A 14,821-nucleotide genomic window follows, 5' to 3' on the forward strand; every position below is an offset into this window, starting at 1 on the left:
CGCCGAGGGTTCCCGGGCGCCTTCACCGTGAGGTCCTTCCCACCGTGCACACCGATGTCCAGAGCTTTGCCGTCGCCCATCTCCTGCGCCGTCCCGCGGCGCACCGGGTCGGCCCCTTCGTCGCCGGGTTCGACCCGGCCACGACCAGCCCGTACGTCAACTACGCCACCCCCGTCCCCGGCGCCGAGCCGACCGCCCGGGACGTGACCGAGCTGATCGCCGCGTTCCGTGCCCGCGCGCTCACGCCCCGGCTCGAATTCGCGCCCGACGCCGCCCCGGGCGTGGAGTCCGCGCTCCGCCGCGCGGGTTTCGCCACCGAGGCGGAGCACGAGTACCTGGTCTGCACCCCCGCGACGCTCGCCGTCCCGCACTCTTCGCCGGAGCCCGAGCCGAAGCCGGGCGGCGAGCCGGTGCCGTGGCCCCGGGTCCGGGTGGAGGCGCCGGTCACCGAGGCGGACTACGTCGCGCTCGACACCGCGCTGGCGGAGGCCTTCGGCGGCGCGTGGGCGCCGTCCCCGGAGGGGGCGGCGCGGCTGCGGCGCACCGCCGAGGGCGGCGGCGCCGTCCGCTTCGTCCGCGCGCCGGACGGCGGCTGCGCGGGCGGCGCCCTGTGTTCGGCGCCCGCCGAGGGCACCGCGGAACTCGCGGGCGTCGGCACCCTGCCCGCCCACCGCGGCCGGGGCATCGCGGCCGCGGTCACCGCGAGCCTCGCCGAGGCGCTGTTCGCCCGTGGCGCCCGGTCCGTGTGGCTGGAGTACTCGGGCGAGGGCTCGCGCCGGGTGTACGAACGCGTGGGCTTCCGGCCCGGCGGGAGGCGCCTGTATCTGACGCTCGAAGGGTGACGGGTCACCCGCCGTCCTCCCCCGGCAACGGGTGCTCCGCGACGAACCGGCGGATCTCGTCGGTGAGGGCGGCGGGATTGTCCAGCGGGACGAGGGTGCGGGCGTCGGCGATCTCCACGTAGCGGGAGTTCGGAAGGAGTCCGGCCAGGCGGCGGCCGGTGGCCGGCGGCATCATGCGGTCCTCGGCGCCCCAGGCGACCAGGGCCGGGCGGGTGAAGGAGGGCAGGTTGCCTGCCGCCCTCAGATAGCAGTCCTCACGGGTGGAGCGCAGGAACCTGCCGAGGTCGCGGCGGATGTGCCGGTTGGTCAGCAGCGGCCGGTACCAGCGCGCGATCAGGTCCTTCGGCAGGGGGCGCCTCGCCATGCCGCCGAGCGACGTGCGCATGCGGGCCAGGGCCGGGAAGCGGAAGGACTGGACGAGGAGGAAGAGCCCGCCGGGGACCCTGCTCGCCCGGTGCAGCAGGCGGCCCTGGACGCCGGGCGGGTAGTTGTCCAGGGCCTCGCAGGAGGTCAGCACGAGACGGGCGAGGCGTTCGTCCCGTACGCCGACGAGGAGTTGGGCCGTACCGGCGTCGTTCTGCACGAGGGTGACGTCGCGCAGGTCGAGGCGGTCCATGAACTCGGCCAGCAGAGCGGCGACGCCGTGCGCCGAGAGGTCGGCGTCGGGGCGCACGGGCCGCCGGTGGCCGCCGATCGGGAGCACCGGGACGAGCACCCGGAAGTCGGCGCGCAGGGCCCGGGTCACCTCGGTCCAGACCGACTCGTCGAAGCACAGGCCGTGGGCCAGCACGAGGACGGGGCCGTCGCCCCCGGTGTCCACGTAGTCGATCGTCCCCGCGCTGAGCTCGATCTCCGGCATGTCCGCGCCTCCGCCCGGTCGGCCTCGCCGCCGACCCGTTCCGGCCGTCAGGTGACTTGATAGATCGTTCTACTTGCCCTGCTGACAGAATAGGCGCGGTACGCCCGACGGCGACAGCGGCTTTCCGGAGGTTCACCGTGAGCGACGGCCAGACCGGCAGCACCCATGAGACGCGGCAGCGCATCGTGCGCGCCGGGACCGAGCTGTTCCGGCGCTCCGGGTACACCGGCACCGGGATGAAGCAGATCGCCGAGGCGGCCGGTGCGCCGTTCGGTTCGATCTACCACTTCTTCCCCGGCGGCAAGGCACAGTTGGGCGAGGAGGTGATCCGCACCTCGGGCGCCGTCTACCTGGGACTCGTCGCCACGCTGATGGCCCCCTACGAGGACCCGGTCGCGGCCACCGCCGACGCGTTCACCGCCGCCGCGGACACGCTCCTGGAACTGGACTTCGCCGACCCGTGCCCGATCGCCACGGTCGCCCTGGAGGTGGCGAGCACCAACGAGGCGCTGCGGCAGGCGACTTCGGAGGTGTTCGACAGCTGGATCGAGCGACTCGGCGCGTACTACGCGGCGGGCGGCATCCCCGGCCCCGCCGCCCGCGAGACGGCCGCCTCGGTCATCGCCCTCCTGGAGGGCGCCTTCATGCTCGCCCGCGCCGCCCGCAGCACCGCGCCGGTCCTGTCGGCGAGCGGGGCGGCCGCGGCGATCGTCCGGGCGGCGCTGCCCGAGGGCTGAGCGGTGGGCCGGGCGAGGTGACGCCCGCCTCCCGCGTCCGGGGCGGGACCGCCGGCCGTGCGGCAACCCGGCGGGCGCGGCGGCCCGTTGCCGGCGGCGGCAGACTTATTGACGCTGCATACCGGCGATGATTCACTCCGTGGCTGAGAGCGCTCTCTCGCGGTTGGGGACCAGCCGCGGTCCGTTTGCCCACCATGTTCAGGGAGAGCCGTGTCCGTGATTCCCTCTCGTCGTGCCGTGCTCCGCGGGGCCGCCGCGGCTGTGGCGGCGGTGCCGCTGGCCGGTGCGACCGCAGGATCCGCCTTCGCCTCGTCCGCCGCCCCGGACGGCCCCGGCGCCGCAGGCCACGGGACGGCCGGTCTGGGTCCGAACGTCCTGGTCTTCGACCCGTCGATGGGCGACGCGGCGATCCAGGCGCAGATCGACGCCGTGTTCGCCGTCCAGCAGTCCAACCAGTTCGGCACCGAGCGGTACGCCCTGGCGTTCAAGCCGGGCACGTACCGCGTCGAGGTCAACGTCGGCTTCTACACCCATGTCCTGGGACTCGGCGACAGCCCCGAGGACGTCGTGATCAACGGTCATGTCACCGTCGACGCCCAGTGGTTCGGCGGCAACGGCACCCAGGACTTCTGGCGGGCCGCGGAGAACCTGACCATCGTGCCGCCGGACGGCCTGGACCGCTGGGCCGTCGCCCAGGCCGGGCCGATGCGCCGCGTCCACGTCAAGGGCGACATGATCCTGATGCCGAGCCCGCCCGGCAACGGGTGGTCCAGCGGCGGCTTCCTGGCCGACAGCGTGGTGGACGGCCGGATCGACTCGGGCTCGCAGCAGCAGTGGCTGTCGCGCAACGACACCATCGGCGGCTGGACCGGCGCCAACTGGAACATGGTCTTCGTCGGCGTCCAGGGCGCCCCGGCCACCTCCTTCCCGACCCCGCCCTACACGACCGTGGACCGTACCCCGGTGATCCGCGAGAAGCCGTTCCTGACCGTGGACCGGCACGGGGCGTACCACGTCTTCGTGCCCGCGCTGCGGCGCGACAGCACCGGCACCTCCTGGGCCGGCGGGCCGGCCGCCGGACACAGCGTCCCGCTGACCGCGTTCCACGTCGCGCGGCCGGGCGACTCCGCCGCGAGCATCAACGCGGCGCTCGACCGCGGCAAGCACCTCCTGCTCACCCCGGGCGTCTACCCGCTGTCCGCGCCGCTGCGGGTCTCCCGGCCCGGCACCGTCGTCCTCGGCCTCGGTCTGGCCACCCTCCAGGCCGTCCAGGGCAACTCGCTGATCGAGGTCGCCGACGTCGGCGACGTCTCCGTGGCCGGCGTGATCCTGGAGGCCGCCTCCGCGCACTCCCCCGTGCTGCTGCGGGTCGGCGACGGCCGCTCCCGCAGGAGCCACGCGGACCGGCCCACCGCGCTCTTCGACGTCTTCCCGCGCATCGGCGGCGCCGTCCCCGGCGGCACCGACGTCAGCATCCGGATCGACAGCGACGACGTGCTCGTCGACCACGTCTGGGCCTGGCGCGCCGACCACGGCCTCGACGGCACGGTCGGCTGGTCGGTCAACCCCGCGGGCGTCGGCTTCCTGGTCAACGGCGACCGGGTCACCGCCTACGGCCTGTTCGTCGAGCACCACCAGAACTACGAGGTGCTCTGGAACGGCGACCAGGGCCGCACCTACTTCTTCCAGAACGAGCACCCGTACGACGTCCCCGCGCAGTCGGCCTGGAAGCACGGCGGCACCAACGGCTTCGCCGCCTACAAGGTCGGCGACCACGTGACCCGCCACCACGCGTGGGGCCTGGGCAGCTACGCCTACTTCGACCTCGGCGCGGACATCTACACCGACCGCGCCTACGAGGTGCCCGACACCCCCGGGGTCGTCCTCACCTCGCTGATGACCGTCTGCCTCAACGGCGCGGGCGGCGGCGGCATCCTGCACTGTGTCAACGACACGGGCGATCCCGTCCAGAACGGCTTCGCGACCTACGACATGAAGTCGTACTCGAACGGCGTCGGCGTGGTCTGACCCGGCCCGGCCCGGGCGGCCTCCCCCGCGGGGCCGCCCGGCCGTTCACAGCTGCCGCCGCACCCCCGCCTCGCGCTCCGCCTGTTCCGGCTGGCGGCCGGGGTCGCCAAGCACCGTCAGCGTCGTACGTCCCCCGCTGCTGGTGGCGGCACCTGCAGCACCCCAACCCTCGGGCCTCGCGCCGGGGTTCTGTCGCGGGGCCGACCCGGAATTGTCCTTGATCGGTAACAGCGGGATCCCCCGCCTCCCGCCCGCCGTCCTGCCAGATGCACAGGGAATCGAACACGGCGAGAAAGTGGGGGCGGACATGGCGCGGCACGCGGGGCGGGGATGGTACGGCCGGGTGATCGGAGCGGCGGTCGGGGTCACGGCGGTGACGGCCGCCGCCTCGGTGTGGACCGCGCAGGCGGGCCAGACCCCGAGCGCCCCGGCCCACCGCACCGCGCCGAAGACGGTGGCGGTGTCCCCCGTCATCGCCCACTCCTCCGACGCGGGCGCGCACGCCGTCAACATCACCATCGACGACGGCCCCGACCCGACCTGGACCCCGCAGGTGCTCCAGGTGCTGCGGGAGAACGGCGTGAAGGCGACGTTCTGCATGGTCGGCCCCCAGGCGCAGGCGCACCCGGACATGGTCAAGCAGGTCGTGGCGGCCGGGCACCGGCTGTGCGACCACACGGTCTCGCACGACACCGGGATGGACCACAAGTCCGAGTCCTACCAGTCGCAGCAGATCCTGGACGCCGAGAAGCAGATCACCGAGGCGTCCGGGGGCGTGCGGCCGATGTACTACCGGGCGCCGGGCGGGGCGTTCACGCCGTACAGCCGGACGCTCGCGGCCTCGCACGGGATGCGGCCGCTGGGCTGGAACGCCGACTCCAAGGACTTCGAACGGCCGGGCACCGACGCCATCGTCAGCACCGTCAAGAGCGAGCTGGCCAACGGTCCCACCCTGCTCTTCCACGACGCGGGCGGCGACCGCTCCCAGACCGTGGCCGCGCTGCGCATCCTGCTGCCGTGGCTGAAGCAGCAGGGGTACGCCTTCGGTTTCCCGGTGCGCTGAACGGGACTTCACCGGCGCAGGCCACGGGCCGGTGAACCCAGGGAGAATTCTCGGCTACCGAACGCCCCGGACGGGTGTTCGGTTCCCTCCGGGTGTCTACGATGAGGCCGTCCCGCGGGCGAGCGAATCCGCCGCGCGGACAGCTGCGTACGTCGTCCGGAAAGGCTCAGCATGCCGTTGCCCCGCCTCGGCACGCGGTCGGAACGTCTCCGGACGGCACCGGCCGTGTTCCTCGTCCTCGCCGTGCTCCTCGCCGTGGCGGCCCTCTTCCACGCGGACGCCGAGCCCGTCCGGTCCACCGGTTCCGGGCACATCGCCGTGGAGGTCTCCGAGAGCCGCTGCGGCCGGGGCTGGACCCGCCCCGAGCCCGGCGTGCGGACCTTCGACCTGCACAACACCTCCGACGGCGCCGCCGAGGTGTATCTGGAGGACCCGGGCACCAAGGTGGTGTACGGCGAGGTGGAGGGCATCGGCCCCGGCACCACACGGCAGTTGACCGTCCGGGTGGGCCAGGGCGCGTACGCGTTCATGTGCGTGCCCGACGACGCCGACGCCGTCACCGGGCCCACCGTCCACGTCACCGGCGGGCGGCGCGGTCCGGGCGCCGCGCCGGTCACCGAGCACGATCTGATCCCGCCCGCGCTCGACTACCAGAAGTGGGTGGGCGGCGGGCTGTCCGAGGCGGTACGGCTGACGACGGTGCTCAGGGACGCGATCGACCGCGGGGACCTCGGCGCCGCCCGCTCGGCCTGGCTGCCGGCCCACCTCCAGTACGAACGGCTCGGGGCGGCGTACGACGCCTTCGGCGACGCGGACGCGGAGATCAACGGCACCGACGCCGGCCTGCCCCGGGGCGTGCGCGACCCGGGCTTCACCGGGTTCCACCGCATCGAGTACGGGCTGTGGCACGACGAGGCGGCCGACGCTCTGCGGGCCCCGGCGGCCGCGCTGGTCAAGGCCCTCTCCGGGCTGCGGGACAACTGGGCGCAGACCCGCATGGACCCCGCCCAGCTGGGGCTGCGCGCGCACGAGATCCTGGAGAACACCGTGCAGTTCGAGCTGACCGGCCGCACCGACTACGGCAGCGGCAGCAATCTCGCCACCGCCCGCGCCAACCTCGACGGCACCCGCGAGGTGCTGTCCCGGCTGCGCCCGCTGCTCGTCGGCCGGTACGCCGATCTGCCGGGCCTGGAGCAGGAGTTGACGCGCGCCGGGCACATCCTGGACGGGTTCCGGCAGCACGGCGAGTGGACCCCGCTAAACCGGCTGACCCGCGCCGAGCGGGAGCGGACCGACTCCGTGCTCGGCGGCCTCGTGGAGCGGCTGGCGTCGGTGGCGACCCTGTGCGACCCCCGGAGGACCGTGTGAGCACCGACCGAACCCATGGCCTCGCCCGGCGCGGCTTCCTGCGCGGCGCCGCCCTCGCGGGCGCGGGCCTCGCCGGCAGTGCCGCGGCCCCCGTCGCCGCCGAGTCCGGGGCGGCGAACGCCGTCGCCCCCTTCCACGGACCGCACCAGGCCTCGGTGATCGCGGCCCCACGCCGCTCCTGCGTGTTCGCCGCGCTGGACGTGACCGCCGAGAGCCGCGCCGAACTCACCGGTCTGCTCCGCACGTTGACCGACCGGGCCCGGCTGCTGACCACCGGCGGCACCCCGGCCCCGCAGGGCATCACCGGACCGCCCGCCGACTCGGGCATCCTGGGCGACCGGTTGCCCGGAGGGGAGCTGGCGGTGACGGTCGGCGTCGGCGCCTCGCTGTTCGACGACCGGTTCGGGCTCTCCGCGCGCAGGCCCGCCCGGCTGACCGCCATGCCCGCCTTCCCCGACGACGACCTCGACCCCGCGTGGTGCCACGGCGACCTCAGTCTCCAACTGCACGCCGACGACCCGGACACCGCACTGCACGCGCTGCGCGACATCACCCGGCACACCCGGGGCGCCGCGCAGGTCCGCTGGCGCCTCGACGGCTTCTCCAGCCCGCCGCGGCCGGCCGGCACCCCGCGCAACCTGCTGGGGTTCAAGGACGGCACCGCCAACCCGGACCCGGGCAGCGCCCGCGAGATGGACCGGTTGATCTGGGTGGGCCGTGGCGGGGGCGAGCCGGAGTGGGCCGTCGGCGGCAGCTACCAGGTCGTCCGCCTGATCCGGATGCTCGTGGAGTTCTGGGACCGGGTGTCGCTGGCCGAGCAGGAACGGATGATCGGCCGCTCCCGCTCCTCCGGCGCTCCGCTGGACGGCGACCGCGAACACGACGTGCCGCGGTACGCGGACGACCCCAAGGGCGACGTCATCCCCCTGGACGCGCACATCCGGCTGGCCAACCCGCGCACCCCGGCCACGGCCCGGCAGCGCCTGCTGCGCCGCGCCTACAACTACGACCGGGGCATGGACGCGGGCGGCAACCTCGACATGGGCCTGCTGTTCTGCTGCTACCAGCAGGACGTGGTCCGGCAGTTCGAGACCGTGCAGCACCGGCTGGCCGGTGAGCCGCTGACCGACTACATCAGTCCGTTCGGCGGCGGCTACTTCTTCGCGCTGCCCGGGGTCCGCGATGCCCAGGACTGGTACGGACGCGCCCTGTTGGGATGAACCTGTCCGGACAACTCGGCGGTCCGCTTGGTCAACACACCGTCAAGAATTGCCCCAGGTTCCCTGACTCGGTGTTCACCCGCGCGCCATCATGGCTCCGCCAAAGCGCCCCGCGGGGCGCGCACCATGCCTGCTCGTACACCGCACAAACGTTCTGTCCAAAGGGGTAGACCACCATGGCCAGCAGAGGAAGACGAGCCGCGATGCGCAGCCTGGGCGCGCTCGCGGGAGTCGCGGCGCTCACCGCACTGGGCAGCACCGCGCCCGGCTGGGCCGCGACGCCCGTCCACGCGCACGGCAAGCCCTCGTCGACCGCGACGCCGATCCAGCACGTCGTCGTGCTCTTCGACGAGAACATCTCCTTCGACCACTACTTCGCCACGTACCCGAAGGCCGCCAACACGGACGGCACGAAGTTCACCGCGTCGAAGAACACCCCGAAGGACATCGACACCCTCGCGCACGCCGGGCTGCTGAAGAACAACCCGAACCAGTACGCGCCGAAGCGGCTGTCCCCGTCCCAGGCGATGACCTGCGACCAGAACCACTCCTACGGCCCGGAGCAGTACGCCTACAACGGCGGCAAGGCCGACCAGTTCGTGCAGAACACCGAGGTCGACAAGTGCAGCGGCGGCCTGTTCGGCGAGCCGGGCCTGGCGATGGACTACTACGACGGCAACACCGTCACCGCGCTGTGGAACTACGCCCAGCAGTACACGCTGAGCGACCGCGCCTACAGCTCCAACTACGGCCCGTCCACGCCCGGTGCGCTCAACCTGGTCTCCGGCAACACGCACGGCGTGGTCTCCATCGACCCGGCCACCGGCAAGCAGACCTCCAAGCCGGACTCGTACGCGGTCCAGTCGCCGGACAAGAACGGTGTCGGCACCGTCGTCAACGACCCGGACCCGGCCTGGGACGACTGCTCCGGCAAGGACCACACCAGCTCCAACGCGCTGGCGTCGATGCAGGGCAGGAACATCGGTGACCTGCTCAACGCCAAGAAGGTGAGCTGGGGCTGGTTCCAGGGCGGGTTCCGCCCGTCGACCGCGTGGAACGGCCAGTCCGGCTCCTACGCCAAGTGCGACACCACGCACGCCAACGTGGGCGGCGCGAACGTGGTGGACTACAGCCCGCACCACAACCCGTTCTCGTACTACAAGTCGACGGCCAACCCGCACCACCTGCCGCCGAAGTCCGTCTCCGAGATCGGCCACGGCGGCCAGGCCAACCACAACTACGACCTGACCGACTTCTCCGCCGCGCTCAAGGCGGGCAAGCTGCCGTCCGTCAGCTTCCTGAAGGCCGGCGAGTACCAGGACGGCCACGCCGGTTACTCGGACCCGATCGACGAGCAGCACTTCCTGGTCGACGAGATCAACGCGATCCAGAGCTCGCCGCAGTGGAAGTCCACCGCGATCGTGGTCGCCTACGACGACTCCGACGGCTGGTACGACCACGCGTTCGTCGCCCCGCGCAACGGCTCGCAGGACACCTCGATCGGCTCCAACGGCAAGGCCACCGACAGCCCCGCCTGCCAGCAGGGCCCGAAGGCGGCCGGCGGCTACGCGGACCGCTGCGGCCCCGGCACCCGTCAGCCGCTGCTGGTCATCTCGCCCTACAGCAAGGTCAACAAGGTCGACCACACGCTGACCGACCAGGCGTCCATCACCCGCTTCATCGAGGACAACTGGCGCACCGGCCGCATCGGTGACGCCTCCTTCGACGCCAAGGCGGGTTCGCTGCGCGGGATGTTCGACTTCCGGCACCCGAACAACAAGCAGGTGCTGCTGAACACCGACGGCTCGGTGAAGTCGGTCGGCCCGATCAAGCACGTCGCCCCGGTCTCCACCAGGATCACTCCCGGCCCGGCCATGCAGAACACGGCCGCCACCACGGACGCGTCCTTCCCGGCCCTGCCGGTCGGCCTGGGCGTCGGCGCCCTGCTGGCCGCCGGTGCCACGGGCACGTACTTCACGCTGCGCCGCCGTCAGCAGGCCTGACGACAACCCCTTGGGGTGCCCCCGGCCGTCGGCCGGGGGCACCCCCGTGTCCGGGGAAAAACCGGTGGTCGAAGCGGCGACGGTGATGCTGGGATGGCGCGATGCGCGACGAGATCACCATGACCGTGGACCGGGGCCGCTTCCCGGACGCGGTGACACCGTGGGAGCGGGAGACCTGGCGGACGGCGGCCCTCGGCTGGATCCGGGAGCAGCTGGACGCCCACGGGCTGCGGGCGGGCGACGAGCTCCAGGTGCGGCTGCGGCCGTGGTCGGTGCTGGTGCGGGTGCCCGTCGAGGGGCGGGAGCCGGTCTGGTTCAAGGCGAACCCGCGCCCCAGCGCCTTCGAGGGCTCGCTGACCGCCGCGCTGGCCCGCTGGGTGCCCGAGCACGTGCTCACACCACTGGCGGTGGACGGGACGCGCGGCTGGTCGCTGCTGCCGGACGGCGGCGATCTGTTCCGGCAGGTGCTCGCGCGGGAGACGGTCGGCCCCGGCGCCTGGGAGGACCTGCTGCGCCAGTACGCCACCCTGCAACGGACCCTGACCCCGTACGCCGGCGACCTCGAACGACTCGGGGTGCCCACGGCCCGCACCCGCGACCTGCCCGCGGTCTTCGACCGGCTGCTCGCGTCGAACACGGCCCTCGGACCGGACGCCCGCGCCCGGCTGACCGCCCTACGGCCCCGCGTGGTGGACTGGTGCGACGAGCTGGCCGCCGTCGGCGTCGCGGACAGCCTCGACCACGCCGATCTGCACGACGGGCAGCTGTTCCGCCCGGAGCCCGGCCGGTTCACGTTCTTCGACTGGGGGGACGCGGCCGTCTCCCACCCGTTCTGCAGTCTGCGGGTCACCGCCGAACGGGCCCGCGACCACTACGGGCCGGGGGTGCTGCCCCGGCTGCGCGACGCCTACCTGGAGCCCTGGAGGGGCACCGGGCCCACGCCCGCCGGACTGCGGCGGGCCGCGAGCCTCGCCTGGCGGCTCAGCTCCCTGGGCCGCGCCGCCTCCTGGGGCCGTATGTTCCCCGACCCGGACCGCCCCGCACCCGGTGCCCGAGAGAGCGCCGAGTGGCTGCTGGATCTGCTCAACGAGCCGCCCCTCTAGATGGGTTGGCGGCGCTCCGCCCGAAGTGGCCGGGACGGCGCGGGCGGCGGACACTGGCGGTATGAGCCGTGGCCGCGCGTGCGCCGCTCCCCCGCCGGGCCGCCGTGCCGTACTGGGCGCGCTCGCCGGTGCCGCGCTCGGCGCGGCGGGCTGCTCCGCCGGTACGGCCCGCACCGCCCGCGCCACCCCCTCCCCCGCCCCTGCCCTGCCGCGCACCACGCCCTGGCGGCCGTTCCCGGGCGAGGTCGAACCGGCGGCGAAGGAGCGGGCCGTGCGACTGGTGGAGGCGATCGGGGCCTGGCCGGACGGCCACGGCGGACCGGCCGCCGCCCGGTCGCGGGTCGAGGCGCTGGGTCTGCCCGCCGCACTGGCCGGGCAGGCCGGGCCGCTGCTGCTCCCGGCCGACCGAGCGGCCCTCCAGGTCGTCTTCGCGCAGTACGGCGGCATCCTGCCCCGGTCCGCCAGCGTGCTGGTGGTGTGCCGGCAGTGGCTCCGGCGCGGCGGGGCGCTCACCCCGGGCGGTACGACCGTGGACGTACGGCTTTCCCGGGGGACGCACGGCTGGACGGTCGACGCCCTGCGTCCCGCGCACCCGGGGCCGGCCGCCCGCGCCCTGCCCGCGTCGACCCGCGCGGCACTGTCCGACGACCGGATCACGCTGCCGCCCGCCGCCGACGCCGATCTGCGCGGCGGCCGGGTGCACACCAGCGTGGCCAAGGCGATGCGGGACCTGGCCCGCACCTACCGGATCGACGTGAGCGTGGTGCGCTCCGGACATCCGCTGGACGTGTTCGGCACCAGCCGGCCGAGCGACCACCCGCGGGGGCGGGCCTTCGACGTGTGGCGGATCGACGGACACGCGGTCGCGGACCCGGCGACCCCGCGCGCGCTGATCGAGCGGTTCATGCGGGACGGGGCGGCCGCGGGGTCGTACAACGTCGGCGGGCCGGTGCTGCCGTCCGGTGGCGGGCCCGGCCTGTTCTTCAGCGACGCCACCCATCACGACCACGTCCACCTGGGCTTTCGCGCCTGACCCCGCCCGTCCGGGTTGCGGCCGGGCGCGGGGCGCCCCGACGCTGGAGCGGTGACGAGCGAGACGACGGCGCGGGACGCCGGGCTCGGCCGGCGGCGTTTCCTCGCCCTGTGCGCCGGTGCGGGCCTGGGGACGGCAGCCGCCTGCACGGCGTCGCCGTCGCGCCCGGGGCACGGCGTCCACCGGCCGGAGTCGGAGCGGGACGCGCCGGGCAGCGCCGACTGGCGGCTCGGCGCGACCGGCCCGCCGGACGCGGTGACCGGCTATCCGGACCGGGTGAGCGTGCTTCCGGGCGAGAGCTTCGGGCTGCGCGTGTCGACCACGGCGGCGTCCTTCCGGGTCTCCGCGTTCCGCATCGGCTGGTACGACGGCCGCCAGGCCCGCCGGATCTGGACCTCGCAGCGGATACCCGGCCGTGCCCGGCCGGCCCCGCGGGTGCTCGCCGCCACCCGGACCGTGCGCGCCGACTGGCCGGTCAGCCTGCCCGTGGACACGACCGGCTGGCCCGAGGGCGCGTATCTGCTGCGGCTGGAGGCGGACACCGGGCACCAGCGGTACGTCCCGTTCGTCGTCCGCTCCGCCGACGGCGCGGGCCGCACCGTCCTGCTGCACGCCCCGGCCACCTGGCAGGCGTACAACCGCTGGGGCGGCGCGAGCCTGTACGCCGGCGCGAACGGCGCGTACGCCACCCGTTCCCTCGCGGTCAGCTTCGACCGGCCCTACGAGGGCGTGGGCGCGGAGAAGTTCCTGACCTACGAGCGTGCCCTGGTGGTGCTCGCCGAGCGCCTCGGCATCCCCCTCGCCTACAGCACCGGCACCGACGTCCACCGGGACCCGGGGGTGCTGCGGGGCGCCCACGCCGTGGTCTGCCTGGGGCACGACGAGTACTGGACGCCCGAGCAGCGGGCCCATGTGACCGCCGCGCGGGACGCCGGCACGAACCTCGCCTTCCTCGGCGCGAACACCTGCTTCCGCCGGGTCCGCCTCGAGGACGGGCCGGACGCGGGGGACCGCACGGTGGTCTGCTACAAGACCTCCTACCGCGCCGACCCCTGTTACCCCTCCGCCCCGGCGCTGGTCACCACCGACTACCGGCTGCCGCCCGGCGCCGACCCCGAGTCCTCGCTGACCGGCGTGCTCTACGAGGGCTACCCGGTGGACGCGCCGTACGTCGTGCGGGCCGCCGGCCACTGGGTGTACGAGGGCACGGGCGTGCGCGCCGGGGACGGCTTCGCGCATCTGGTGGGCGTGGAGTACGACCGGGTCACGCCCGGCGCCCCCACGCCCGGCCCGCTGGAGATCACCGCGCACTCCCCGCTGGTGCGGGAGGGCAGGCCGAGCCACAGCGACTCGGCGTACTACACCACCCCGGGCGGCGCGGGGGTGTTCGCGACCGGCACCATGCGCTGGGTGGAGGGCCTGCTGGCCGGCACCGGCGAACTCGGCCGGGACCACGGGATGGACGGCCGCACCCGCGCGTTCGTCACCCGCACCACGGAGAACGTGCTGCGCGTGTTCGCGCGGGGGCCGGCCGGCCGGCACGCGCCGCCGCCGCGCGCCGACACCCGTGCGGTGTACGGGGGTTGAGCGCCCGGGGTCAGGCGCTCTCCGCCCGCAACCGGTCCCGGCGGGCCTTGTTGTACAGGCGCCACAGGTGCTTGGCCACCGCGCACGGCGCGGCATCGGCACGGCACTGACGGCAGGCGCCAAGGTGCTGTTCGTACTCGGTACGTGCGTCTTCTAAGGCATCGCTGACAGCAGACATGGACATCTCCGGACAGTTTTGCACCGAACGGCGCGCCGACTTGACTGGCTGACACAGCCAGGTCCAAAGGTGATCATGTTACTGCCGGTAGAGGGAAATCCGGGGGTTCAGGACCGGCCGGACGCGCGCAACGCCCGGGCATGGTTCATGAAGGCGGTCAGGCCCACCTCGAAGGCGCGGTCGGCCCGGCGGTCGCCCACGGCGGCGAGGGCGGCGGCGAGGTGGGGCGTCGAGGTGCGGTCCGCCGGCTCCCACATGGTCTCGGGGGCGGCGAGGTCGAGGGCCGAGCCCAGCACCAGGTTCTCAAGGGCGGTGATCAGCGCCATGATGCCGTCCGGTGCGAACCCGGCCTCCAGCAGCCGGGTGACCGCCCGCTCGTACTGGTCCAGGACCCGGGGCGCGCGCACCGGGGAGGTCATCAGCAGCGGGATCGCCCGGGGGTGCGCGGCGAAGGCGGCGCGGTAGGAGCGGGCCCATGCCTCGACGGCCGCGTCCCAGGGGGCGAGGTCCAGGGTGGCCGTCTCGATCGCGGAGGCGACGCGTTCGCGCAGCAGTTCCACGATGCCGTCGCGGCCGTCCACATGGTGATAGACGGACCCGGTCTGCACGCCCAGCCGTCTGGCTATCTGCGGGACGCTGAAGTCGCCGGTCTCGTCGATGAGTTGGAGCGCGGTGGTGGTGATGCGCTCACGGTCGAGGAGCGGAGTGCGCGGCCGTCCCATGGTCAGTCTTCTCCCTGAGGTCTTCCCGGTTGCCCGACCGCAGGCTACATTGCGGAAACCGAAAGCCTTTAGGTTTAC

Annotated in this window: 13 protein-coding genes; 10 read left to right on the forward strand and 3 right to left on the reverse strand. The window is 73.9% G+C overall.

Going from position 1 to position 14,821, the window contains the following annotated elements:
• The first annotated feature begins 44 nt into the window (after positions 1-44).
• Complete coding sequence (locus BLW85_RS03780) at positions 45-842, forward strand: GNAT family N-acetyltransferase (protein ID WP_070024937.1); 798 nt, start codon at positions 45-47, stop codon at positions 840-842.
• A 4-nt stretch (positions 843-846) separates the two neighbouring features.
• Here the strand turns inward: BLW85_RS03780 and BLW85_RS03785 are convergent, their stop codons facing one another.
• Entirely contained in the window at positions 847-1,701 is an 855-nt protein-coding gene (locus BLW85_RS03785) for an alpha/beta fold hydrolase (RefSeq protein WP_074990633.1), read from the reverse strand.
• Between the two features lie 137 nt (positions 1,702-1,838).
• On the opposite strand from BLW85_RS03785, the gene BLW85_RS03790 reads away from it, so the two are divergent.
• The 9 genes from BLW85_RS03790 (at position 1,839) to BLW85_RS03830 (ending at position 13,843) form a co-directional block, all read left to right on the forward strand.
• Positions 1,839-2,438 (forward strand): TetR/AcrR family transcriptional regulator, encoded by a 600-nt coding sequence (locus BLW85_RS03790; RefSeq protein ID WP_074990635.1) that lies wholly within the window; start codon positions 1,839-1,841, stop codon positions 2,436-2,438.
• A gap of 216 nt (positions 2,439-2,654) precedes the next feature.
• On the forward strand, positions 2,655-4,466 hold the full coding sequence (locus BLW85_RS03795) for an adenylyl cyclase (RefSeq protein WP_244174801.1): 1,812 nt from the start codon (positions 2,655-2,657) through the stop codon (positions 4,464-4,466).
• Positions 4,467-4,773: 307 nt separating this feature from the next.
• The gene (locus BLW85_RS03800) at positions 4,774-5,529 is read left to right on the forward strand and encodes a polysaccharide deacetylase family protein (RefSeq protein WP_074990640.1); all 756 of its coding nucleotides are present in this window, start codon (positions 4,774-4,776) and stop codon (positions 5,527-5,529) included.
• A gap of 171 nt (positions 5,530-5,700) precedes the next feature.
• Positions 5,701-6,897, forward strand: a complete 1,197-nt coding sequence (locus tag BLW85_RS39730; RefSeq protein WP_074990642.1) for an EfeM/EfeO family lipoprotein — start codon at positions 5,701-5,703, stop codon at positions 6,895-6,897.
• Positions 6,894-8,117, forward strand: a complete 1,224-nt coding sequence (gene efeB, locus BLW85_RS39735) for an iron uptake transporter deferrochelatase/peroxidase subunit (protein WP_070024924.1) — start codon at positions 6,894-6,896, stop codon at positions 8,115-8,117. The genes BLW85_RS39730 and efeB overlap by 4 nt, the downstream gene beginning before the upstream one ends.
• A 176-nt stretch (positions 8,118-8,293) precedes the next feature.
• Positions 8,294-10,120, forward strand: a complete 1,827-nt coding sequence (locus BLW85_RS03815) for a phospholipase C (RefSeq protein WP_074990644.1) — start codon at positions 8,294-8,296, stop codon at positions 10,118-10,120.
• A 101-nt stretch (positions 10,121-10,221) separates the two neighbouring features.
• Positions 10,222-11,223 carry a phosphotransferase gene (locus BLW85_RS03820; RefSeq protein WP_074990651.1) on the forward strand — a complete coding sequence of 334 codons (1,002 nt, stop codon included), beginning with the start codon at positions 10,222-10,224 and terminating at the stop codon, positions 11,221-11,223.
• Positions 11,224-11,284: 61 nt separating this feature from the next.
• Complete coding sequence (locus BLW85_RS03825; RefSeq protein WP_074990653.1) at positions 11,285-12,256, forward strand: hypothetical protein; 972 nt, start codon at positions 11,285-11,287, stop codon at positions 12,254-12,256.
• Positions 12,257-12,307: 51 nt separating this feature from the next.
• The gene (locus BLW85_RS03830; RefSeq protein WP_244174802.1) at positions 12,308-13,843 is read left to right on the forward strand and encodes a N,N-dimethylformamidase beta subunit family domain-containing protein; all 1,536 of its coding nucleotides are present in this window, start codon (positions 12,308-12,310) and stop codon (positions 13,841-13,843) included.
• 10 nt (positions 13,844-13,853) lie between these two features.
• Here BLW85_RS03830 and BLW85_RS39195 read toward each other — a convergent pair whose 3' ends face one another.
• Both BLW85_RS39195 and BLW85_RS03835 read right to left on the reverse strand, forming a co-directional pair.
• Positions 13,854-14,021 (reverse strand): hypothetical protein, encoded by a 168-nt coding sequence (locus BLW85_RS39195; RefSeq protein ID WP_167381369.1) that lies wholly within the window; start codon positions 14,019-14,021, stop codon positions 13,854-13,856.
• 107 nt (positions 14,022-14,128) lie between these two features.
• Positions 14,129-14,743, reverse strand: coding sequence for a TetR/AcrR family transcriptional regulator (locus BLW85_RS03835; RefSeq protein WP_070024920.1), 615 nt, complete (start codon positions 14,741-14,743; stop codon positions 14,129-14,131).
• Positions 14,744-14,821 lie beyond the last annotated feature (78 nt).

The sequence above is a fragment of the Streptomyces misionensis genome, assembly GCF_900104815.1.
Classification (GTDB): domain Bacteria; phylum Actinomycetota; class Actinomycetes; order Streptomycetales; family Streptomycetaceae; genus Streptomyces; species Streptomyces misionensis.